Source organism: Streptomyces sp. NPDC037100 (assembly GCF_055606225.1).
This window is the reverse complement of the sequence record NZ_JBVJSX010000003.1, coordinates 285,948-308,066: the sequence shown is the minus strand read 5'-3', so window position 1 is coordinate 308,066 and position 22,119 is coordinate 285,948. Positions and strand designations below refer to the sequence as shown.

The following is a 22,119-nucleotide window of genomic DNA, read 5'->3' as shown; positions in this document are numbered from 1 at the left end:
CCGCGCACGCGCGCCGCCAGGAGCCCGGTCGTGCCGACGGCGCGGGTCCGGGAGGCGCTCACCACCTGTTCCTCAACGCCGGCCGGAGCCGGACGGCACACCCCGCCCGCCGGCGAGAGCCGGGACTGTGGGTCCGATCGCCGCCGGGCGAGTGTCCGCGCCGTGCCGGGGCGCGGGAGCGGTGCGCTCAGCAGCGGATGATCCGCCGGTCAGCCTGCTGTACGCGTACGCGGCGGACGCCATCGTCATGTGGTGGTGCCAGCCCGGGAAGGAGCGCCCGGCGAAGTGGAGCATGCCGAAACCGTCGCCCAGGGCAGACACCGCGCCCCGGGCGCGCTCCACGTGACGCAGCAGTGCGGCGATCCGGTCCGCCCCGGTGTCGGCCATGCTGGTGAGGTAGTAGCGCACCTCGCGGGTCTCCGCCGAAGGCCGATGGGCCCAGAGCCGGTGTGCGCAGCCGGCGCCGGAGATCTCGACCGGCACGGAGACGAGGGTCAGGAGCCGGTTCCGGGCGCCGTCGGGGGGCAGGAGGGATTCCGGACTGCGCGTCGCCGCTGGGCGGGCAGAGGCCCTGTGGGCGGGAGCGAGCGGACGGCCTGCCGGGAGCCGCAGCAGGTAGTCGATGCCCCGCTCGCGCAGCGCGGCCGGCAGGCGGTCCATGCCGTGGAGGTCGGGAAGATCGGCGACCAGTGGTGTCCCGCCGGGCAGCGAGCCGGCCGGCCGCCGCTCCACCAGGTCGAGCACCTGGGCCCACTCGGGCCGCCGGGCCGCCTCGTCCGGGATCCTGGCACGGCGCAGCCGCTGGGCGTCCTCCCGCCAGCTCCCGTCGAGGACGAGCTCCCAGTCCACCGGCACGGCGCACTCCTCGTCCGACAGGAACAGCCCGAGGCCCACCTGGCAGCTGAGCGTGCGCCCGGCCGCGGGGACGAACCGGCGGTGCACACCCGCGGAGTGCTCACCCCGCTTCGGAATGACGGCGGTGCCGATGGCCAGGGCCGTCACCGGTCGCGTGGCCGCAACGGTGCGTGCCAGTTCCCGGCGTACCGGCGTCCAGTCCCAGGGACTGGCATTGATGAACTGCTGCAGGCACTGCGAGGCGGTGGGGGAGGCCACGGCCGATGCCAGCCGTGGGAGCGACTTGCGCCCCGACACGGTCAGCAGGCCCCGCAGGTAGGCCTCGGCCCACTGGCGCTGATCCGTGCGTGGCAGCAGGGCGAACAGGTGCTCCGCGAAGCCGGTGACGTCCAACGGGGCCTGGTGCGAGCGCTGCGCAAGCACGTGGCTCCTCCTCCACTCGCGAGGTTGTCCTCCTCAATGCCGAAGCAAAAGAATAGATAACGATCTCTATTTTTTCTACGTCCGAGTCGCCCCTGGTCGAACGCGGTGAACGTGTTCGGCGGTGTCACCGTGCCGAAGGTCAGCTGGTCCCGGAGGGCCGTCGCGCCGCCGGGAGGACCGTCTCCCGCCCGGGGAGTTCGCAGGCCGGCACCTCGGCGAGAGCGTCGAGGTCCAGACCGCGGGCGATCACCCCCCACACGTCCCTCAGTTCGTCCACCACCGCCCCCGAGGCGCCGCCTGCCCGGATCGACGTCTCGGCCCCGGCCATCAGATACCGCATCAGCAGTTCCAGGCCCCGCAGGTCCGACGCGGGACGGTGATCGGGCTTGGTCCGGTGGAGCAGTTCGCGCATCGCCGTGAGCCACAGCGAGTTCCAGCTCGGCAGCTCCGACACCACCTCGCGCGACAGCCGCGCACCCGCCCGCGGGCGCACGTCCTGCTCCAGCAGCCGCACAAGCTCCACCGTCAGATCGACCACGGCCAGCAGACCCGGCCGCGGCGCGGCCATCACCCGGTCGAGCACCTCACGGGTGGCGACGGAACCCTGCGCGCACACTTCGGCTGCCAGAGCCATCTTCGAAGGGAAGTGGAAGGACAGGGCTCCCATGGTCACCTGTGCCGACTTGCTGATCTGGGACAGCGGTGTGCCGGAGAAGCCGTGCCGGTCGAACTCGCCGGCGGCGGCGACGACGAGGGCTTGGCGGGTCCGCTCGGCTCTCTCCTGTCTCACCACGTTCACTCCCGGTATGAAATTGAGGAGGGTTGCTCAACGGACATCCGGCCCGGCGGGAGCGAGCACCCTCACGCGGCCGTCCTGTGGCCGCACGACGCACTCGCGCGAGACCGGATACTCCGGAATGTAACCGGGATGGGCGGATCGAACCCGCCTTCGCCATCAGGTGCGTACGAATTTGGCACCTTGCCCCTCACGCTCCCCGGCCGCCGCGATCAGATGCCCGCGGTACCAGGCCGCCGCCCCGGCCAGGCCGGACAGCGGATGCGCCGCCGGCGGCACGCCGGCACACGACCACACGTGCGAGTCGGCATACCAGTGATCCTCGGCGACCAGACGGAACTGACGCTCACTCACCCAACCCTCGGTGGCCCTCAGCCGTTCCAGACAGCGGTCGAGCGGACACGGATCGGAGGGCGCGTCGAGGACGCCGTGCGACGCAAGCCCGTCGATCAGCTCACCGACCGAAACCGGGTCCGGATGGCTCGCGTGCCGCACCCCCAGCCCGTCGCCGCGCACACTGATCCCGGCGACCAACCGGGCGAGGTCATCGACGTCGACGACGGAGAGCAGCGCCCGGCCGGCGTCCCAGCGGAAGGGAACGCGGCGCAGCATGTCCGCGAGCGCGGGCACCACCCAGCGGTCGCCCCGGCCCAGCACGAGCCCGGGCCTGAGCACCGTACCGCCGGCCTCCAGCACGTACCGCTCCCCGGCCAGCCGGGTGCGGCTGACCGCCGACACCGGCTGCGGTTCGATCTCGCCCACCGCGATGCCGCGGTGCGGCCCGGCACCGTACACGGCCGCGGTCGACAGCAGCATCACGTGCCCGACCCCGGCACGCCGCGCCTCGGCGACGGCCGCGCGCGTACCGTGCTCGTTCACCGCCCGCGCCAGCCCCTCGTCGGGACCGATGTACGAGGCCAGCTGAAGCAGCACATCACTGCCGTCGCACATGCCCCGCAGGGAAACGGGATCCAGGAGGTCGGCGTGCACCCGCTCCTCGCCGCCCGGCCCCTCGCAGTCGTGTCCGTCCACACCGGAGCGGGCTTCGGCGCGCCGGCCGGCCACCCGCACCGCTACGCCCCGCAAGCGCAGTTCCCTGATCACGGCACGACCCACGAAACCCGTCGCACCGAGAACGGTCGCCCTCACCGCCCCGGGGAGGCGCGGTGACCGGGCGCGCCCGGCTTCGCCGGATCGACCCTCAGGGAGCCGCGCAACTCCGCCGACGTGACCGCCGGCAACAGGTACCGCCACATGGTGCAGATCCGCTCGGGCAGGTCCGCGCGGCCCGTGGTGACCTGAGTGAACAACTGCGTCCCCGAGAACGAACTCACCAGCAGAACCGCCAGCTCGTCCTCCTCGGCGTCCGGGTTGAGTTCTCCGCGTTCCCGGGCCGCGCACAGCTGGTCGCGGAAGGTGTCCACCCACTGCTGGTAGGGCTTGGCGTCGCGCATGCCGAACTCGCTCTGCTCCACGGCGAGTCGCACGCCTCCGCGTAGCACGGGGTTGGTCTGCAGCTCGTGTGCCAGGTAGATCGTGATGTCGATCAGCCGCTGCAGGCCGTCCTCCCCCTCCGGGAACTCCAGCCCGTCGCCCTGGCCGACCATCACCGCGTGGGCGAGTTCTTCCTTCGAGTCGAAGTGGAAGTACATCGCGCCTTGGGTGACTTCGGCACGGTTCATGATCTTGCTGATGGAGGCGCCGCTGAAGCCGAACTCGTCGAACACTTCCGCAGCGGCCCTCAGGATGACCGCGCGGGTACGCAACGCCCGTTCCTGCGGGGCTCGTTCGGTCTTTGCTTTGGGACTCACGTGAACCTCTCGACAAAAAAAATGAACGTCCTTTATCTTATCTACCGCGACGCCACCAGCGACACTCCGCGGACATCATCCGTCCGCACTCCCCGCAGACCTCACCGGTCCGCGAGACGCACGCAGCTCCTCGTACCAACAGGCCACTGTCACGCCGTTCGGGAGATACCCAGATGACTGTCCTCGCTGCGCACCAGCCACTCTTCACCTCGACCGTCCCTCGGCAGTATGTGCACAAGGCAGCCCAGAGCGAAGTGCTGCTGACGGGTTACGACGCAGGCGGTGACGACACCTTCACCGTCACCGCCCAGTGGCCGCGAGCGCACAGCTTCTACGACTCCGCCCACGGCATGCACGATCCCCTTCTGCTCGCCGAAACCATTCGCCAGACGGTCCCCCTGCTCAGCCACCTCGGCTACGACGCCCCCTTCGATCACCGGCAGATCTGGGACCACCTCACCTGGACCGCCGACATGGCTGCCCTGACCTGCGAGGGAACGCCCGCCGAGATCACCGCTCAGATCAGATGTCTCGACGTGGCGCGCCGCGGCAGACGCCTGGCGGCCCTGACGATGGAGGTCGACCTCACGCGCGGCGGCACGGTCGTGGCCACCGCCCACACCCACTTCACGAACCAGGCCCCGGCGGTCTACCGGCGCCTGCGCGGCCCGTACGCCGATCTCGACCACGCCGCCTCCCTGGCCACCCCGCCCCCGCCCCCGATCGCGCCGCAGCACGTCGGCCGTGACCGGTCCCGGGACGTGGTCCTCGCACCGACGGACACCCCACACCGGTACCAGCTCCGCGTCGACCTGAGCCACCCCGCCCTGTTCGACCACCGGGTGGACCACGCCCCCGGCATGCTGCTCCTCGAGGCGGCCCGCCAGGCCGCCCAGACCCTGACCTACCCCCACTTCGCCGTCATCACCGGCATGGACAGCACGTTCCACCGCTACGTCGAATTCGACGCCCCCTGCTGGGTCGAGGTCGAGATCCTCCCCTCGCAGCTCCCCACCCACGCCTCCTGCCGCGTGACGATCACCCAGCACGACACCGAGGTGTTCGGCGCAACCGTCACCGCCCTGCGCAGCACTCTCCGCGCCCACTCTCAGCTCTGAGCCGCGCAACCGCCGAGCCGTGATCGTCCGGGCGCGATCATCGAGACCCGCTCCGAGACGTCCCGTCTTGATCATCGCGACATGATCGCCACAGTGTGAGGCCTCCGGGATCAACGCGCGGAGACCCGAGCGGAACCGCGACGATCAGACCTCCGGGACGACCGCCCGGCCGAGTCGGCCCCCGCCCGTGACATTGCTCACGCGCGGGGGCCCGACGTGCCCTCCGACTCGACCGCCGGGCTGTGGAGTGCCTCACAGCGATCACAGAAACGAGAATCGGGCCTCTGCCGGTGACTTCCGTCACCGGCAGAGGCCCGATCACTCGTATCTCTGGTGCGCGAGGGGGGAGTTGAACCCCCACGCCCTTGCGGGCACTGGAACCTGAATCCAGCGCGTCTGCCTATTCCGCCACCCGCGCATTGGGTGTGTCCTGGGCGTCTGCCCCTTGGGGGCCGGCGCCTTCCGACACCCAGAACATTAGCACGCTGGAAGGGGTGGGTTCACATCCCTTATCCCCGCAGGCAGACCCCCTGCCGAACCTTCGATGTCCCTGCCACGTATCAACGCGTACCGGTTCACGTATCAACCTCGTACCGGTACCCGCCGTCTCCGCAGGAGGGGTCGGGGTCCACAGTCAGGTGCGGGACACTGGTCTTCAGCCGCCTCTACGATCCTTGTCAGGCATACCGGAGGCGGATACGCGCAGCAGTACCACCGGAGGAGTTCGAAGAGGAGCTCCACAGGGAACTTCGTCCTGCGTCGACACCCGTCGGCGGGGCTTACAGGGGGAACCAGCCGATCGAGCGGCGCGTGGATACGATCAGTAAGCAGTACCAGCCAAGCGGCCCGCAAGGCAGTACACAGGACGGCAGCTACGGAGGAGGTGCCTCATGGGAGTCCTGAAGAAATTCGAGCAGCGTCTCGAAGGTCTGGTCAACGGCACCTTCGCCAAGGTGTTCAAGTCCGAGGTCCAACCCGTGGAGATCGCCGGAGCGCTCCAGCGCGAGTGCGACAACAACGCCACGATCTGGAACCGCGACCGGACGGTCGTACCCAACGACTTCATCGTCGAACTGAGCACGCCCGACTTCGAGCGGCTCAGCCCCTACTCCGGCCAGCTCGGCGACGAGCTCGCCGGCATGGTGCGCGACTACGCCAAGCAGCAGCGCTACACCTTCATGGGCCCGATCAAGGTGCACCTGGAGAAGGCGGACGACCTCGACACCGGCCTGTACCGGGTGCGCAGCCGTACGCTCGCCTCCTCCAGCAGCCAGCAGGGCGGCCCGGGAGCCGGCGGCGCGCCCGCCGCCCCGCAGGGCGGACGCCCCGGTGGCTACGGCTACCCGCCGTCCGCCTCGCCCGCAGGCGCCCCGCCCATGCCGGCCGCGCCGCCGCCCGGCGGACGCCCCGGCGGCTACGGCTACCCACCCGCCGCGAGCGGCCAGCGGTCCCCGGCCGCCCCGGCCGCCGGCGGACGCACCCGCCACTGGATCGAGATCAACGGCACCCGCCATCAGATCTCCCGCGCGACGCTCGTACTGGGCCGCAGCACCGACGCCGACGTGCGGATCGACGACCCCGGCGTCTCCCGCCGGCACTGCGAGATCCGGACCGGAACGCCCTCGACGATCCAGGATCTCGGATCCACCAACGGCATCGTGGTGGACGGGCAGCACACCACCCGCGCTACGCTCCGCGACGGCTCGCGGATCGTCGTGGGCAGCACCACCATCATTTACCGGCAAGCCGAAGGGTGAAGCGGGGGCAATGTCAGAGCTGACCCTCACGGTCATGCGGCTGGGTTTCCTGGCCGTACTGTGGCTGTTCGTGATCGTGGCCGTGCAGGTCATCCGCAGCGACCTTTTCGGTACGCGTGTCACCCAGCGCGGTTCGCGCCGCGAGGCAGGCCGCCAGCAGCAGGCCGCCGCCCGCCAGGCGCCGCCGCAGCAGCGCCAGCAACCCGCCGGCGGCCGCCGGGGCCGCAACGCCCCCACCAAGCTGGTCGTGACCGAAGGCACCCTCACCGGCACCACGGTCGCGCTCCAGGGCCAGACCATCACCCTGGGCCGCGCGCACGACTCGACGATCGTGCTGGACGACGACTACGCCTCCAGCCGCCATGCCAGGATCTACCCGGACCGCGACGGCCAGTGGATCGTCGAGGACCTCGGCTCCACCAACGGCACATACCTGGACCGGTCCCGGCTGACGACTCCCACACCGATTGCGCTGGGCGCGCCGATCCGCATCGGCAAGACCGTCATCGAGCTGCGGAAGTAGTGCTACATCATGGATAGGCGCGAGCGGAGCGAGCACGCAGTGGCGGGCCCCACCCCGGCCCCCCGCGCGCTCCCGACCGGAGGGTGGGCAGTGTGGCTCGACACGACCGGCTGTACCCGGAGCCGACAGGCGAGGTGCGCATGAGTCTGTCACTGCGCTTCGCGGCCGGATCGCACAAGGGCATGATCCGGGAGGGCAACGAGGACTCCGGATACGCCGGCCCGCGCCTGCTCGCCATCGCCGACGGCATGGGCGGCGCGGCGGCCGGTGAGGTCGCCTCCTCCGAGGCCATCTCCACCATCGTCGCGCTCGACGACGACGTCCCCGGCTCCGACATCCTCACCTCCCTCGGCACGGCCGTACAGCGCGCCAACGACCAGCTGCGCTCGATGGTCGAGGAAGACCCCCAGCTGGAGGGCATGGGGACGACCCTGACCGCCCTGCTGTGGACGGGCCAGCGCCTCGGACTGGTCCACGTCGGCGACTCGCGCGCCTACCTGCTCCGCGACGGCGTCCTCACCCAGATCACCCAGGACCACACCTGGGTGCAGCGCCTGGTCGACGAGGGCCGCATCACCGAGGAGGAGGCGACCACGCACCCGCAGCGCTCGCTGCTGATGCGCGCCCTCGGGTCCGGCGACCACGTCGAGCCGGACCTGTCCATCCGCGAGGTCCGCGCCGGCGACCGCTACCTGATCTGCTCCGACGGCCTGTCCGGCGTGGTGTCCCACCAGACCCTCGAGGACACCCTCGCCAGCTACCAGGGGCCCCACGAGACCGTCCAGAACCTGATCGAGCTGGCGCTGCGCGGCGGCGGCCCCGACAACATCACGGTCATCATCGCCGACGTCCTCGACCTCGACACCGGTGACACCCTCGCGGGGCAGCTGTCCGACACCCCCGTCGTGGTCGGCGCCGTCGCCGAGAACCAGCACCAGCTGCACGACAACGGGATCATGCAGACCCCCGCGGGCCGCGCCTCCGGGCTCGGCCGCCACGGCCGCGGCGGCGGAGGCGGCGGAGGCGGCGGCGAGTTCGGCCCGCCCGGCTCCGGCGACACCACCGGCTACATCCCGGCGGCCGGCTTCGACTACGACGACGACGACTTCACCAAGCCCCGCAAGAAGGGCCGCTGGCTGAAGAGATCCCTCTACGGCATCCTCGCCCTGGCCGTCATCGGCGGCGGCATGTACGGCGGATACCGCTGGACGCAGACGCAGTACTACGTCGGCACCGAGGACGAACACGTCGCGCTGTACCGGGGCATCAGCCAGGACCTCGCCTGGGTCTCGCTCTCGAAGGTCGAGAAGGACCACCCCGAGATCGAACTCAAGTACCTGCCGCCCTACCAGCAGAAGCTGGTCGAGGCGACCATCCCCGAGGGCGGTCTGCAGGACGCCCAGGCGAAGATCCAGGAACTGTCGGTACAGGCCTCCGCGTGCAAGAAGGAGGCGCAGCGGCGCGAAGCCGAGAGCAAGAACAACTCCAAGACCGGCGAAGGCGAGGCCGGGGGCACCACGGGAACCACTCCCGCCTCCTTCACGTCCAAGGCCACACCGACGCCCAACCCGTCCAGCCCGTCGGGTTCACCGTCGGCCCCGGAGAAGTCCACGCCCCCGACCACGACCGCACCCACCCCCAGCCCCGGCCCCAGCCTCTCGGAGGAAGAGCAGAAGGTCGTCTCGCTGTGCGGTAAGCAGTAGCCGTGAGAGGCCCTGTCACACGATGAGCGGTACGAATACGTCGCCCTCGGCGACGCACCACACGTCCACGATCGGCGCCATCGGCGCGCCGAGCCGGCGCAACACCGAGCTCGCACTGCTGGTGTTCGCCGTCGTCATCCCGGTGTTCGCCTACGCCAACGTCGGCCTGGCCCTCCACGACTCGGTGCCGCCGGGCCTGCTGAGCTACGGGCTCGGGCTCGGTCTGCTCGCGGGCGTCGGGCATCTCGTCGTCCGGAAGTTCGCGCCGTACGCCGACCCGTTGATGCTGCCGCTGGCGACCCTGCTCAATGGGCTCGGTCTGGTGGTGATCTGGCGGCTGGACCAGTCGGAAAAGCTGCAGGCGAGCAAGACCTTCGTCGAGGCGGCACCGCGCCAGCTGCTGTACTCGGCGATGGGCGTCGCGCTGCTGGTGGCCGTGCTGATCTTCCTCAAAGACCACCGGGTCCTCCAGCGGTACACCTACATCTCCATGGCAGCGGCCCTGCTCCTGCTCGTGATGCCGCTGATCCCCGGCCTCAGCGCCCCGACGTACGGCGCCAAGATCTGGATCAAGATTCCGGGCCTCGGCACGCTCCAGCCCGGTGAGTTCGCGAAGATCGCCCTGGCGGTGTTCTTCGCCGGCTACCTCATGGTCAAGAGGGACGCCCTGGCCCTGGCCAGCCGCCGCTTCATGGGCCTGTACCTGCCGCGCGGCCGCGACCTGGGCCCGATCCTCGTCGTCTGGGTGATGTCGATCCTCATCCTGGTCTTCGAGACCGACCTCGGTACGTCGCTGCTGTTCTTCGGGATGTTCATCATCATGCTGTACGTCGCCACCGAGCGGACCAGCTGGATCGTCTTCGGTCTGCTGATGTCCGCGGTCGGCGCCGTCGGTGTGGCGAGCTTCGAGCCGCACATCCAGACCCGTGTGCAGGCCTGGCTCGACCCCATGCGTGAGTACGAGCTCAGCCGGGCCGCCGTCCAGGACGGCATCGTCCACTCCGAGCAGGCCATGCAGGCCCTGTGGGCCTTCGGCTCCGGCGGCACCCTCGGCACCGGCCTCGGACAGGGCAACTCCGACCTCATCGGCTTCGCCGCCAACTCCGACTTCATCCTCGCCACCTTCGGCGAGGAGCTGGGACTGGCCGGCGTCATGGCGATCGTGCTGCTCTACGGTCTGATCGTCGAGCGGGGCGTGCGCACCGCCCTCGCGGCCCGCGACCCCTTCGGCAAGCTGCTGGCCGTCGGCCTGTCCGGCGCCTTCGCCCTCCAGGTCTTCGTCGTGGCCGGCGGTGTCATGGGCCTCATCCCGCTGACCGGCATGACCCTGCCGTTCGTGGCGTACGGCGGTTCCTCCGTGATCGCCAACTGGGCACTGATCGGAATCCTGTTGCGCATCAGCGACACCGCCCGACGCCCGGCCCCCGCCCCCGCCGCCAACCCCGACGCCGAGATGACCCAGGTGGTCCGCCCGTCATGAACAAGCCCCTGCGCCGGATCGCGATCTTCTGCGGCCTGCTCGTTCTGGCCCTGCTGATCCGCGACAACTGGATCCAGTACGTCCAGGCCGACGAGCTCCGGACCGACAAGAACAACCGCCGCGTCACCATCGAGCGCTACGCCTCTCCCCGCGGCAACATCATCGTCGACGGCAAGCCGATCACCGGTTCCGCCGAGTCGTCGGGCAGCGACTTCAAGTTCAAGCGCACCTACAAGGACGGCCCCATGTGGGCGCCGGTCACCGGCTACGCCTCACAGGCCTTCGGCGCCACCCAGCTCGAGTCCATCGAGGACGGCATCCTCACCGGCAACGACGACCGGCTGTTCTTCCGCAACACCCTCGACATGCTCACGGGCAAGAAGCAGCAGGGCGGCAACGTCGTCACCACCCTGAACGCAGCCGCCCAGAAGGCCGCCTACAACGGTCTCAAGAAGCAGGGCGGCAAGGGTTCCGTCGTCGCCCTGGAGCCGTCCACGGGCAAGATCCTGGCCCTGGCCTCCTTCCCGTCGTACGACCCGTCGTCCTTCGCCGGGAACTCCACCACGACGGACAGCAAGGCCTGGCAGAAGCTGCAGAAGAAGAACAACCCGAACGACCCGATGCTCAACCGGGCGCTGCGCGAGACCTACCCGCCGGGCTCCACCTTCAAGGTCGTCACCGCGGCCGCCGCCCTCGAGGACGGTATCTACACGGACCCCGACGCCAAGACGGACTCGCCGGACCCGTGGATCATGAAGGGCACCACCACCAAGCTGCCCAACGAGGGCAACATCCCCTGCAAGAACGCGACGCTGCGGGTGGCCCTCCAGTACTCCTGCAACACCGTCTTCGGCAAGATCGGCTCCGACCTCGGCAACGACAAGATGCTGGACATGGCCAAGAAGTTCGGCTTCGACGAGGAGCAGTTCACGCCGGTCCGCGCCAACGCCTCGGTCTTCTCCGACAACATGAACCCGTCGCAGACCGCGCTGTCCTCGATCGGTCAGTACAACACCGCCGCCACCCCGCTGCAGATGGCCATGGTCGCCTCGGCCGTCGCCAACGACGGCAAGCTCATGAAGCCCTACATGGTCGACGCACTGCAGTCGCCCGGCCTCGACCCGATCGAGAGGACCGACCCCGAGGAGCTGAGCCAGCCGCTGTCGCCGGACAACGCCCAGAAGCTCCAGTCGATGATGGAGACGGTCGTCGAGAAGGGCACGGGCTCCAACGCCAAGATCCCCGGCGTCAAGGTGGGCGGCAAGACCGGTACCGCCCAGCACGGCGTCGACAACAGCGAGAACCCCTACGCGTGGTTCATCTCCTACGCCAAGGGCGACGACGACAGCTCGCCGGTCGCCGTGGCGGTCGTCGTCGAGGACGACAACGCCGTCCGCGACGACATCTCCGGCGGCGGCCTCGCGGCCCCGATCGCGAGGAGCGTGATGGAGGCGGTCATCGACAGCAAGAAGTGACCCCGCTCACGCCTGCTTCACATCGGTGCACGTTGCGATACCGGTCCTGTATCGGCTGACGGGCTTGGCCAGGTCACACAAAGCGAGCCGGGTACGGTAGGCCCGGACGGCAGCCTCCGACCGTACAAACATGCCGGTCGGGACCGACGGAGAGGGCTGGTAGGTAGCTATGGAAGAGCCGCGTCGCCTCGGCGGCCGGTACGAACTGGGCCAGGTGCTCGGGCGTGGTGGCATGGCGGAGGTCTACCTCGCGCATGACACCCGCCTCGGCCGCACCGTGGCGGTGAAGACGCTGCGCGCGGATCTCGCGCGTGACCCTTCCTTCCAGGCCCGGTTCCGCCGGGAGGCCCAGTCGGCCGCCTCGCTCAACCATCCCGCGATCGTCGCGGTCTACGACACGGGCGAGGACTACATCGACAACGTGTCGATCCCGTACATCGTCATGGAGTACGTGGACGGCTCGACCCTGCGTGAGCTGCTGCACTCCGGCCGCAAGCTGCTGCCGGAGCGGGCCATGGAGATGACCATCGGCATCCTCCAGGCCCTGGAGTACTCCCACCGTGCCGGCATCGTCCACCGCGACATCAAGCCGGCCAACGTCATGCTGACGCGCAACGGCCAGGTCAAGGTCATGGACTTCGGCATCGCCCGGGCCATGGGCGACTCCGGCATGACGATGACGCAGACCTCCGCGGTCATCGGCACCGCCCAGTACCTCTCCCCGGAGCAGGCCAAGGGCGAGCAGGTCGACGCCCGCTCCGACCTGTACTCCACCGGCTGTCTGCTCTACGAACTGCTGACCGTCCGCCCGCCGTTCGTCGGCGACTCCCCGGTGGCCGTGGCCTACCAGCACGTCCGCGAGGAGCCGCAGTCGCCGAGCGTCTTCGATCCCGAGATCACGCCCGAGATGGACGCGATCGTGCTGAAGGCGCTCGTCAAGGACCCGGACTACCGCTACCAGTCGGCCGACGAGATGCGTGCCGACATCGAGGCCTGCCTCGACGGCCAGCCGGTCGCCGCCACAGCCGCGATGGGCGCGGTGGGCTACGGCGGCTACCCCGACGACCAGCCGACGACAGCCCTGCGCGCGGACTCCGGCGCGGGCGCCACGTCCATGCTGCCCCCCATGAACCCGGACGACGGCGGCTACGGCTACGACGACCGCCCCGACCGCCGCCGCGGGCAGCAGCGCAAGTCCAACACCTCCACGATCCTGCTGGTGGTGGCGGGCATCCTGGTCCTGGTCGGGGCGATCCTGATCGGCAGGTGGGCGTTCAGTGGCGACGGGGTCGCCAACGACACCGTCCCGGCTCCGAACCTCGTCGGTGAGACGCTGGCTGACGCCAAGAAACTGGCGAAGAACAGCGACCTGAAGCTGAACCCCACCGAAAAGCCCTGCGCGAGCCAGAGCAAGGGCAAGATCTGCGAGCAGAACCCGACCCCCACGACCAAGGTCGAGAAGTTCTCCACCATCGAGGTAGTGGTGTCGACGGGCGCGCCGAAGGTGACGGTTCCCAGCGTCACCGGCCTGAGTGTCGACGAGGCCAAGGAAAAGCTGGCCGGCGACAAGTACGAGTTCAAGATCGAGACCAAGACCCGGACGTCCCCGGAGGACCCGGGCATCGTCCTCGACCAGAATCCGACCACGGGCGAAGAGGTGGAGAAGGGGTCGACGATCACCCTCACCATCGCCAAGGCTGAGGAGAAGTCCACCGTCCCGGACGTCCTCGGCCAGAGCTGTGACGCGGCCAAGCAGCAGATGCAGGCCAGCAACCTGATCGGCAACTGCACCGAGGTGGAGACCGACGACGACAGCCAGGTCGGCAAGGTCATCCAGACCACCCCGCAGGCCGGCACGTCGGTCGACAAGAACTCGTCGGTCAACATCCAGATCGGCAAGAAGAAGCAGCAACAGAAGGTCAAGGTCCCGCAGGTCGTCGGCCAGACGGTCGGCCAGGCCAAGCAGACCCTCGCGCAGCAGGGCTTCACCAACATCCAGTTCGCCGAGGGCAGCGACCAGAGCGACAACGCCCTCGTCGCCGGCCAGAACCCCGGCGCCAACCAGGAGGTCGACGACCCGGCAGGGACGACGATCATCCTCCAGACGGTCGGCTTCGGAAACAGCGGCGGCAACAACAACGGCGGCGGCGGAAACGGCGGCATCTTCGGCGGCCTCAACGGCAGCAACGAAGACGACTGACCCCGCCCCACACCGTCACACCACGGAGCCCCCGGCCCACCAAGGCCGGGGGCTCCGTCGCGTGCACGACCGAACGACATGCCCGCAAAAGCGTGCGCCCATCGATCGTGTCTTCATATGTCCTGACTCGTTCGCCAGATGGGGTGGGGAGTCGGAACCGCCCCGGCCACACGAGCCGAAGGGCAGAACGTGATCAACGAAACGGCTTTGCTGGAATCGCAGACCCTGCGCGGCAGCGTCCTCGACCGCACGGACGTACTCGACAGGGTCAAGGCCCTGTCGCTGCTGCCTGACGGGATGCACGTGACGACCGCCATGGTGGCGTCGTACTTCTCGGTGACGGTGGAAGTCATCCGTGCCCTCGTGCACGACCACCGTACGGAACTCGAAACGAGCGGATACCGAGTTCTGACAGGGAGGGAACTGAGTGACTTCAAGCAACTCAGTGGAATCCAGTCACGCACCCGCTCCCTGGCACTCTTTCCCCGACGCGCCGTCCTCAACATCGCCATGCTGCTCCGAGACAGCGAAGTCGCACGTCAGGTGCGTGTGTACCTCCTCGACATGGAGTACCTGGCCCGCACACAACCTGTGGAAAACCCTGCCCCCACCGACACGACCTCCCTCGACGCCCGCATCGACCAGCGCATCACCCACATCCTGGGCAGGACCGTCGTCCCCTTGTTCAACGCCCTGATCGAAACCTCCGGCGAGCACCGGCGAGAGCTCACCGCCCTCCGGGCAGGCGTCCAGCGCATCGAGAAACGGCTCCACCAGCACCACACCCGGCTGCAGCGGCTGGAAGCCCCCCGAAAGGACCGCCCCCTCGCCGGAGTCATGGCCGCCATGGACGCCATGAACGGGCGCGAGTTCGAAGAACACGTCGCCGGGCTGCTGCGCCGCGACGGCTGCACCGACGTCGTCGTGCAAGGCGGCGGAAGGGACCGGGGCATCGACATCACCGCGCTCACGGCCGACGGGCGGCGCATCGTCGTCCAGTGCAAGAGGTTCGCGCCCCACCTCTCCATCACCAGCCCCGAAATCCAGAAGTTCCTCGGGGCGGCCAAGGTCCTGCACGTCTCCGAGGTGGCCCTGTTCGTGGCGACATGCCCCTTCACCCGCGACGCCCTCAACATCGCAGCCGAGAGCGGCATCACCGCCGTACATCGTGGACTGGTGGAGGAGTGGAGCGCCGGGGCGGCTCTGGCCGTCCTGGAGTGACGACCCGATCCTCACAAAGGCCCGAAGTCGCAAGAGTAAGTTGCGGCTTCGGGCCTCCGTCATGGTAGCGGCCCACCTTCCACGAAGCAGGCGGTCAGCCCAGTTCCTCCGGCGGTGTCCGGTCCGCGTCCACCTTCTCCACCCGCTCCAGCTCCCCCCACACGACGTACCGGTACGTGCTCGTGTACACCGGCGTGCAGGTCGTCAGCGTGATGTAGCGCCCCGGCTTCTTCCTGCCGGACTCCTCCGGGACCTGGGAGAGGACCTTGACGTTGAACTTCGAGGTCTCCGGAAGGATGTCGAAGACCTTGTAGACGTACCACTTGTCCTTCGTCTCGAAGACGATCGGGTCGCCCTTCTCGATCTTGTCGATGTTGTGGAACTTGGCGCCATGGCCGTCACGGTGGGCGGCGAGGGAGAAGTTGCCGTCCTTGCCCGACATCGGAAGGGTCGCCTTCACGGGATCGGTGTAGTAACCGGCGACCCCGTCGTTCAGGATCTTGCTCGACGTGCCCTTCTCGACCAGGACCTCGCCGCTCTTCATCGCCGGCACGTGCAGGAAACCGATGCCGTTCTTGGTGTCCAGCGCCCCGGGACCGCCGCGGCCGTGCGCCCAGCCCTCACGGACCTTGTCGGCCTGCTTGCCGGCCGCCCGGTCGGCGACCACGTTCGTCCACCACAGCGAGTAGACGACGAACAGGCCGAGGACCAGGCCCGTCGTGATGAGGAGTTCCCCGAAGAAACTCACCGCCAAGGCGATCGGGCCGGGCCTGCGACGTGCCGCAGTCGGCCGGGACGCCCCGCCGGTGTGCTTCTCGTGGTCCGTGTCGGTGGTCGCTGCCACTGGTCATCTGCCCTTAACTGACGAGCGCATCCGGCTTGCCCTTGCTGCGCGGCCGTTCCTCGACCATCTTGCCCCAGACGATCATCCGGTACTTGCTGGTGAACTCCGGCGTGCACGTGGTCAGCGTGATGTAACGGCCGGGCTTGGTGAATCCGGACCCCGTGGGCACGGGATTCAGCACGCTCGTGTTGCTCGGCGGCGTCACCGGAAGGATCGACGCCATCTTGTAGACGAAGTACTCGTCCTGCGTCTCCACGACGATCGGATCGCCCGGAGCGAGCTTGTTGATGTACCGGAACGGTTCTCCGTGGGTGTTGCGATGGCCCGCGAGCCCGAAGTTGCCGGTCTTGTCACCGGGCATCGCCGTCTTCAGCGCACCCTCGGCGTAGTGGCCGACCATCCCCCGGTCGAGCACGCCCTTGCTGTTGGTGCCCTCGGCGATCGGCACCACCACGTCCAGCTTCGGAATGTGCAGGATGGCGAAACCCTGCCCCGGCTCGAAGGCCCCCGGATTGCGTTTGCCGCTCGCCCAGTCGTCCTGGAGGCTGCTGGCCTCCTGGCCCGCCTGGGCATGCGCCCGGACGTTCGTCCACCACAGCTGATAGGTGACGAACAGCAGCATCAGCACGCCGGTGGTGATGAACACCTCGCCAATGGCCCGGCTCGCGACGACCGCCGCACCGGGCTTGCGCGCCCTCGCCTGCCGCCGCGCCTCGACCCGCGACAGCGGCGCCCGCGCCCGGCTCCCGGAATCGGAGCCGCTGCCCTCATGGGCCGCCGCCGGAGTGTCCGCCGCGCCTGAATGACGCCCGTGACGGCGTTTGGCGGCCTTTCTGCGGGCCGCACGGCCGCCAGGGGCGGATCCGTCCTGCCGGGCACCGGAAGAAGCCGGAGAACCCGCTGTGGGATCGCCGCCCTTCGCAGGAGGGTCCGGGATCCGCAGCGCCACCGTCTCCTCGTCGACGGGCGGCAGACAGGGCTCGTCCGGGACGGGCTCGTACGACGCGTACTGCCCCGGATGCCGCACACCGGACTGCGGCCGCGCTCCCGGCCCCGGCGGATACGGCTCCTGCTGCGAGGACCCCCCGTACCCCCCGCCCGACCAGTCCTCGAACGCACCCGACGCCCCGTACGACTGCTGCCCGTACGAGGTGTCGGACTCACGCTCGGGGCGCAGCGCGGTCACGCCGTGGCCCTGCCCACCACCGGGGCGAGCCCGGCCGACCTCGCCACCGCGCCCTGGTCGCCGCACTCCACCAGCCAGTTGGCCAGCATCCGGTGCCCGTGCTCGGTCAGCACCGACTCGGGGTGGAACTGCACTCCCTCCACCGGCAGTTCGCGATGCCTGAGACCCATCACGATGCCGTCGTGCGTACGCGCCGTGACCTCCAGCTCCGCCGGTACCGTCGCCGGCTCGGCGGCCAGCGAGTGGTAACGCGTCGCCGTGAAGGGGGAGGGCAGACCTGCGAACACACCGCCGCCGCCGTGCTCGACCAACGACGTCTTGCCGTGCAGCAACTCGGGCGCGCGGTCCACCACACCGCCGTACGCCACCTGCATCGACTGCATGCCGAGGCACACGCCGAAGACCGGGACACCCGTGCCGGCGCAGTGCCGGACCATGTCCACGCACACGCCGGCCTGCTCGGGCGTGCCGGGGCCCGGGGAGAGCAGCACACCGTCGAAGCCGTCCTGGGCGTGCGCCGTCGACACCTCGTCGTTGCGCAGGACCTCGCACTCGGCGCCCAGCTGGTACAGGTACTGGACCAGGTTGAAGACGAAGCTGTCGTAGTTGTCGACGACGAGAATGCGCGCACTCACTGGTTGTCCACCGTCACATCGTTGAAGGGCAGCAGCGGCTCCGCCCACGGGAAGACGTACTGGAAGAGGACGTAGACCACGGCCACGACCAGGACGAGTGAGATCACTGCCTTCACCCACGTGTTCCCCGGCAGATGCCGCCAGATCCAGCCGTACATGCCGTCCCTTCCGTCGTACCACGGCACCAGACCCACGCCGTACAGCCACCAGACTAGCGGCGCAGCGCCTCTGGTTTCCCGGCCTCCACAGGCTGAGTGGAGTCCAGGTGCGCCCAGACGATCAGCCGATGACTGTGACCCCATTCCGGTTCGCACGTGGTCAGCGTCAGATACCGGCCCGAACGCGTGTACCCGGAAGTACGGGGGACAGGGTCGATCACCTCGATGTCGGACGGGACTGTTTTGTAAGGGCCTTTGTCGATCCGATAGGTGAACCAGGTCGTACCGTCGGTCAGCACCACCGCGTCACCCCGCCTGAGCTCGGGGAAGTCCTTGAAGGGGTCCCCGTAGGTACGGCGGTGGCCGGCGACCGCGAAGTTCCCCTTCTGCCCGAGCTGTGCGGTCTCGGCATAGTGGCCCAGGCCCTTCTTCAGGACGCCGGTGGCGGTGCCTTCGAGCACGGGCTTGTTCCACGTGAAACCGAGCCGCGGGATGTACATGATCGCGAAAGGCCTGCCCTTGGCGTAGGGCGCGGGTCTCACCGGGCCCGCGGAGGAGCCGCCGACCGGCGGACGGGGCTTCGACCACTCCTTCCGGAGCAGGTCGATCTGGTCGTCCATGACACCGTCGGCCCGCACACCGGTCCAGAAGAGTACATAGACGACGAACAGCACGATCACGCTGCCGACGGTGATGCACAGTTCGCTGACGGTCCTGACGATCACGCGCACCGACAGCTCCCCCGGTCCGGTTACTGCTCCACGGGCTTCGCGTAATGCAGATCCACTGTGCCCGAGTAGCCGGGCAGAGTCACCGGGCCGTTCTCCTCGACTTTCCATCCGAGCCCGTAGACATTGACGTAGACCATGTAGTTCTGGATCGCCGGCGAGGCCGCGAGCGCCCTCTGCAGCTTGCCCGGATCCCCGACCGCCGTGATCTTGTACGGCGGCGAGTAGACGCGGCCCTGGAGGATCAGGGTGTTGCCCACGCAGCGCACCGCGCTGGTGGAGATCAGCCGCTGGTCCATGACCTTGATGCCCTTGGCCCCGCCCTGCCACAGCGCGTTCACCACGGCCTGGAGGTCCTGCTGGTGGATGACCAGGTAGTCGGGCTGGGGCTCGGGATAGCCCGGGAGCTTGGCGGTGGCGTCCGGCGGGGCGTCGTTGAGGGTGACCGAGAGCGACTCGCCCGTGAGCTTCTGCGTGCCCGCACGCTTCTCCAGCGCGGTCAGCTTGTCGTCCTCCGCCTTGGTGCTGCCGTCGTCACGCTCGGCGAGGGCCTCTATCTCCTGGCGCAGAGTGCCGTTGGTCTCGTCCAGCTGACCGTTCTCACGGCTGCGCTCGTGGATGAGGTCGGACAGCTTCAGCAGGGAACTGTCCGTGCGGATGTTGGTGCCCTTGGCCGTGTTGAAGCTGGTGAAGAAAATGAGCCCCGCGAGAGCGAACACGGCCGCCGTGAGGATGCGCACAGGCCGGAAACGACGCGCGCGCTCAGGGGTGGATCCCGTCCCGGGGGAGTCGGCAGAATTGCTCAACGTACCCTTATCTCCTTCGGCGCGGCGGAAGCACTACGCTAACGGACGCCCGGGGGAGCAATCGGAGTCCCCTTACGCTGCCCCGAGACCGACCCAGTTACCTGCGCGGCCACGCAGCGCATCGACAGGAGAGACCCTCGTGCCGAAGTCACGTATCCGCAAGAAGGCCGACTACACGCCGCCGCCTGCGAAGCAGACGACCGCCATCAAGCTCAGCAACCGTGCCTGGGTCGCGCCCGTCATGCTGGCCATGTTCCTCATCGGCCTGGCCTGGATCGTCGTCTTCTACGTCACCGACGGATCCCTGCCCATCGACTCGCTGGGCAACTGGAACATCGTGGTGGGCTTCGGCTTCATCGCCGCCGGATTCGGTGTGTCGACCCAGTGGAAGTAACGGTCACCGCACGGTGAACGCAGCTCTGCCCAGGGGTGTTCGCTGAGTTATCCACAGCAGTTTTCCACATGGGGATAATGAAGACGATCTGTGGATAACCCGTTGGGCATTGACGCCGGTATGACGGAAGTACCGGCACTCGAAAACTTGTTCGCCCCCTGTCTGACCTGCGGGTACGCAGGTCGGTGACAGGGGGCACATGTGTTCCCGCACAGTATGCACAAGATCCGACACCCGCTGTGGACAACGCCTGCTCAGGCGAGCTGCGCCGTCCTCAGAACGGTCATGAGCACGATCACACCCAGGGCCAGGGCGCAGGTGCCGTACTGCACGATCGCGCGGCGCTCGCGGGGGGCGTGGACCATGGCGTATCCGACGACGACACCGGCGACCAGGCCCCCGATGTGGGCCTGCCAGGAGATGTTGAAGCCGGGGCTGAAGGTGAAGATCAGGTTGATCACCAGCAGGGCGATGATCGGCCGCATGTCGTAGTCGAGCCGGCGCATCAGCACGGCTGTCGCGCCGAAGAGGCCGAAGATCGCGCCCGAGGCGCCCAGGGTCGCCGTGGTAGGGGACGCCAGCAGGTAGGCCAGGGCGCTGCCCGCGAGGCCGGAGATGAAGTAGAGCGCCAGATAACGGGCGCGGCCGAGTGCCGCCTCGAGCGGTCCGCCCAGCCACCAGAGACTGAGCATGTTGAACGCGATGTGCCAGATCTCCTGGTGCGTGAACGTCGACGTCACCATGCGGTACCACTCGCCTCCCGCCACGCCCTGCGTGGGCGTGAAGGGCGCCGGTGGCCAGGCACCGAGCAGGACGATGTCGTTCAGCAGCGACTCGTGGACCTGGACGGCGATGAACACGGCCAGGTTGATGCCGATGAGGATCTTGGTCAGCAGCCGGGGATCGGCGGCGATGGAGCCGCCCGCGATCGTCCGGGGCAGGGCGGCCGTGGGCGAGTGGCCCGTGCCGGAACCGGTGCGGACGCACTCGGGGCACTGGAAGCCGACGGAGGCGTTGACCATGCACTCGGGGCAGATCGGGCGCTCGCAGCGTGTGCAGCGGATGCCGGTCTCGCGGTCCGGGTGGCGGTAGCACATGGGGACGCTGTGGGCGTCCTGCGGGCTGCCCGCAGCCTGGTCGTCCATGGTCTCCCCTAGGTCGTGGTGAGAAAAGCCCGCCCCGCTCATCCTTACGGATGAGCGGGGCGATTGGTTCCCTGCGGGAGCCTTCGCGTGGTCCCGGTGGAAGCTTTCGCGCTCAGCGGGTTTCGATGACGACCGACTCGATGACCACGTCGTTGAGCGGACGGTCGGTGCGCGGGTTCGTCTGGGCCGTGGCGATGGTGTCCACGACCTTCTGGCTCGCCGCGTCGGTGACCTCGCCGAAGATGGTGTGCTTGCGGTTCAGCCAGGCCGTCGGGGAGACGGTGATGAAGAACTGCGAGCCGTTGGTGCCCGGGCCGGCGTTGGCCATCGCCAGCAGGTAGGGCTTGTCGAAGCGCAGGTCAGGGTGGAACTCGTCCTCGAACTGGTAGCCGGGACCGCCGGTGCCGTTGCCCAGCGGGTCACCGCCCTGGATCATGAAGCCACTGATCACCCGGTGGAAGACCGTGCCGTCGTAGAGCCTGTCCGTGGACTTCGCGCCCGTCTCCGGGTGCGTCCACTCCCGCTCGCCCTGGGCGAGCTCGACGAAGTTCTTGACCGTCTTGGGCGCGTGGTTCGGCAGCAGCCGGACCTCGATGTCGCCGTGATTGGTCTTCAGGGTGGCGTAGAGCTGCTCGGCCACGATCTGCCTTCCGTTGTCTTTCCGTGACTCCCCGATCCTCGCACGGACGGGCCTCCGCGTCGCCCGAGCTCGGTGCAGCGGGGGGAAACCCTCGGCGGGCGTCCGCAGAAAACCAGTCGAGTAGTCCCGGGGCGGGAGCGCTCGGCAGCGATCCGTGGCATTGTCGACGACAAGCTCCTGTTGTCCCCTATTCATCCGCTATCGCACGTGATCGGCTCCGG

Annotated in this window: 21 protein-coding genes and 1 tRNA gene; 9 read left to right on the top strand and 13 right to left on the bottom strand. The window is 68.7% G+C overall.

Features of this window, described 5'->3' with window-relative positions; translation table 11 throughout:
- Positions 1–72: 72 nt before the first annotated feature.
- From ACZ7EG_RS11480 to ACZ7EG_RS11465, 4 genes are all read right to left on the bottom strand, one after another.
- Complete coding sequence (locus ACZ7EG_RS11480) at positions 73–1,278, bottom strand: IS701 family transposase (RefSeq protein ID WP_471075606.1); 1,206 nt, start codon at positions 1,276–1,278, stop codon at positions 73–75.
- 139 nt (positions 1,279–1,417) lie between these two features.
- Positions 1,418–2,068, bottom strand: coding sequence for a TetR family transcriptional regulator (locus tag ACZ7EG_RS11475; protein WP_471075603.1), 651 nt, complete (start codon positions 2,066–2,068; stop codon positions 1,418–1,420).
- Between the two features lie 165 nt (positions 2,069–2,233).
- Complete coding sequence (locus tag ACZ7EG_RS11470) at positions 2,234–3,223, bottom strand: NAD-dependent epimerase/dehydratase family protein (protein WP_471075600.1); 990 nt, start codon at positions 3,221–3,223, stop codon at positions 2,234–2,236.
- On the bottom strand, positions 3,220–3,885 hold the full coding sequence (locus ACZ7EG_RS11465; protein ID WP_471075597.1) for a ScbR family autoregulator-binding transcription factor: 666 nt from the start codon (positions 3,883–3,885) through the stop codon (positions 3,220–3,222). Before ACZ7EG_RS11465 ends, ACZ7EG_RS11470 begins: the two co-directional genes overlap by 4 nt.
- Positions 3,886–4,058: 173 nt before the next feature.
- On the opposite strand from ACZ7EG_RS11465, the gene ACZ7EG_RS11460 reads away from it, so the two are divergent.
- Positions 4,059–5,003: a ScbA/BarX family gamma-butyrolactone biosynthesis protein gene (locus ACZ7EG_RS11460; RefSeq protein WP_471075594.1), complete on the top strand. Its 945-nt coding sequence runs from the start codon at positions 4,059–4,061 to the stop codon at positions 5,001–5,003.
- Between the two features lie 331 nt (positions 5,004–5,334).
- On the opposite strand, the gene ACZ7EG_RS11455 is transcribed toward ACZ7EG_RS11460, so the two are convergent.
- Positions 5,335–5,421, bottom strand: a tRNA-Leu gene (locus tag ACZ7EG_RS11455).
- Between the two features lie 472 nt (positions 5,422–5,893).
- Here ACZ7EG_RS11455 and ACZ7EG_RS11450 point away from each other — a divergent pair.
- The 7 genes from ACZ7EG_RS11450 (at position 5,894) to ACZ7EG_RS11420 (ending at position 15,362) form a co-directional block, all read left to right on the top strand.
- A complete protein-coding gene (locus tag ACZ7EG_RS11450) occupies positions 5,894–6,760 on the top strand; it encodes an FhaA domain-containing protein (RefSeq protein ID WP_471075591.1) in 867 nt (288 codons plus the stop codon).
- A 10-nt stretch (positions 6,761–6,770) separates the two neighbouring features.
- Complete coding sequence (locus tag ACZ7EG_RS11445; RefSeq protein ID WP_033309926.1) at positions 6,771–7,283, top strand: FHA domain-containing protein FhaB/FipA; 513 nt, start codon at positions 6,771–6,773, stop codon at positions 7,281–7,283.
- 140 nt (positions 7,284–7,423) lie between these two features.
- Positions 7,424–8,986: a Stp1/IreP family PP2C-type Ser/Thr phosphatase gene (locus tag ACZ7EG_RS11440; RefSeq protein WP_471075587.1), complete on the top strand. Its 1,563-nt coding sequence runs from the start codon at positions 7,424–7,426 to the stop codon at positions 8,984–8,986.
- A gap of 22 nt (positions 8,987–9,008) precedes the next feature.
- Positions 9,009–10,466 carry an FtsW/RodA/SpoVE family cell cycle protein gene (locus tag ACZ7EG_RS11435; protein WP_471075584.1) on the top strand — a complete coding sequence of 486 codons (1,458 nt, stop codon included), beginning with the start codon at positions 9,009–9,011 and terminating at the stop codon, positions 10,464–10,466.
- Positions 10,463–11,941, top strand: coding sequence for a peptidoglycan D,D-transpeptidase FtsI family protein (locus ACZ7EG_RS11430; protein ID WP_471075581.1), 1,479 nt, complete (start codon positions 10,463–10,465; stop codon positions 11,939–11,941). Before ACZ7EG_RS11435 ends, ACZ7EG_RS11430 begins: the two co-directional genes overlap by 4 nt.
- 169 nt (positions 11,942–12,110) lie before the next feature.
- The gene (gene pknB, locus ACZ7EG_RS11425; protein WP_471075578.1) at positions 12,111–14,141 is read left to right on the top strand and encodes a Stk1 family PASTA domain-containing Ser/Thr kinase; all 2,031 of its coding nucleotides are present in this window, start codon (positions 12,111–12,113) and stop codon (positions 14,139–14,141) included.
- A 189-nt stretch (positions 14,142–14,330) separates the two neighbouring features.
- A complete protein-coding gene (locus tag ACZ7EG_RS11420; protein ID WP_471075575.1) occupies positions 14,331–15,362 on the top strand; it encodes a restriction endonuclease in 1,032 nt (343 codons plus the stop codon).
- Positions 15,363–15,456: 94 nt separating this feature from the next.
- On the opposite strand, the gene ACZ7EG_RS11415 is transcribed toward ACZ7EG_RS11420, so the two are convergent.
- The 6 genes from ACZ7EG_RS11415 to ACZ7EG_RS11390 are packed head-to-tail and all read right to left on the bottom strand — an operon-like array spanning position 15,457 to position 19,719.
- Positions 15,457–16,206: a class E sortase gene (locus tag ACZ7EG_RS11415; RefSeq protein WP_471075572.1), complete on the bottom strand. Its 750-nt coding sequence runs from the start codon at positions 16,204–16,206 to the stop codon at positions 15,457–15,459.
- Positions 16,207–16,219: 13 nt separating this feature from the next.
- A complete protein-coding gene (locus ACZ7EG_RS11410) occupies positions 16,220–17,392 on the bottom strand; it encodes a class E sortase (RefSeq protein ID WP_471075569.1) in 1,173 nt (390 codons plus the stop codon).
- Positions 17,389–18,027 carry an aminodeoxychorismate/anthranilate synthase component II gene (locus ACZ7EG_RS11405; protein WP_471075566.1) on the bottom strand — a complete coding sequence of 213 codons (639 nt, stop codon included), beginning with the start codon at positions 18,025–18,027 and terminating at the stop codon, positions 17,389–17,391. The genes ACZ7EG_RS11410 and ACZ7EG_RS11405 overlap by 4 nt, the downstream gene beginning before the upstream one ends.
- Positions 18,024–18,221: a hypothetical protein gene (locus ACZ7EG_RS11400; RefSeq protein WP_033309918.1), complete on the bottom strand. Its 198-nt coding sequence runs from the start codon at positions 18,219–18,221 to the stop codon at positions 18,024–18,026. The genes ACZ7EG_RS11405 and ACZ7EG_RS11400 overlap by 4 nt, the downstream gene beginning before the upstream one ends.
- Positions 18,222–18,238: 17 nt before the next feature.
- Positions 18,239–18,916: a class E sortase gene (locus ACZ7EG_RS11395; protein WP_471075563.1), complete on the bottom strand. Its 678-nt coding sequence runs from the start codon at positions 18,914–18,916 to the stop codon at positions 18,239–18,241.
- 20 nt (positions 18,917–18,936) lie between these two features.
- Positions 18,937–19,719, bottom strand: a complete 783-nt coding sequence (locus ACZ7EG_RS11390) for a DUF881 domain-containing protein (RefSeq protein WP_471075560.1) — start codon at positions 19,717–19,719, stop codon at positions 18,937–18,939.
- Between the two features lie 139 nt (positions 19,720–19,858).
- Here ACZ7EG_RS11390 and crgA point away from each other — a divergent pair, with 139 nt between their 5' ends.
- Positions 19,859–20,113 (top strand): cell division protein CrgA, encoded by a 255-nt coding sequence (crgA, locus tag ACZ7EG_RS11385; protein WP_030846986.1) that lies wholly within the window; start codon positions 19,859–19,861, stop codon positions 20,111–20,113.
- A 254-nt stretch (positions 20,114–20,367) separates the two neighbouring features.
- Here crgA and ACZ7EG_RS11380 read toward each other — a convergent pair whose 3' ends face one another.
- Both ACZ7EG_RS11380 and ACZ7EG_RS11375 read right to left on the bottom strand, forming a co-directional pair.
- Positions 20,368–21,258 (bottom strand): rhomboid family intramembrane serine protease, encoded by an 891-nt coding sequence (locus tag ACZ7EG_RS11380; protein ID WP_471075555.1) that lies wholly within the window; start codon positions 21,256–21,258, stop codon positions 20,368–20,370.
- Between the two features lie 112 nt (positions 21,259–21,370).
- Positions 21,371–21,898 carry a peptidylprolyl isomerase gene (locus tag ACZ7EG_RS11375; RefSeq protein WP_344460668.1) on the bottom strand — a complete coding sequence of 176 codons (528 nt, stop codon included), beginning with the start codon at positions 21,896–21,898 and terminating at the stop codon, positions 21,371–21,373.
- Between the last annotated feature and the right edge of the window lie 221 nt (positions 21,899–22,119).

Bases quoted from the DNA above. Each gene is read 5' to 3' on its own strand.
- ACZ7EG_RS11440 (WP_471075587.1), top strand. From the start codon at position 7,424: ATGAGTCTGTCACTGCGCTTCGCGGCCGGATCGCACAAGGGCATGATC.
- ACZ7EG_RS11435 (WP_471075584.1), top strand. From the start codon at position 9,009: ATGAGCGGTACGAATACGTCGCCCTCGGCGACGCACCACACGTCCACG.
- pknB (WP_471075578.1), top strand. From the start codon at position 12,111: ATGGAAGAGCCGCGTCGCCTCGGCGGCCGGTACGAACTGGGCCAGGTG.
- ACZ7EG_RS11450 (WP_471075591.1), top strand. From the start codon at position 5,894: ATGGGAGTCCTGAAGAAATTCGAGCAGCGTCTCGAAGGTCTGGTCAAC.
- ACZ7EG_RS11430 (WP_471075581.1), top strand. From the start codon at position 10,463: ATGAACAAGCCCCTGCGCCGGATCGCGATCTTCTGCGGCCTGCTCGTT.
- ACZ7EG_RS11460 (WP_471075594.1), top strand. From the start codon at position 4,059: ATGACTGTCCTCGCTGCGCACCAGCCACTCTTCACCTCGACCGTCCCT.
- ACZ7EG_RS11380 (WP_471075555.1), bottom strand. From the start codon at position 21,258: ATGGACGACCAGGCTGCGGGCAGCCCGCAGGACGCCCACAGCGTCCCC.
- ACZ7EG_RS11445 (WP_033309926.1), top strand. From the start codon at position 6,771: ATGTCAGAGCTGACCCTCACGGTCATGCGGCTGGGTTTCCTGGCCGTA.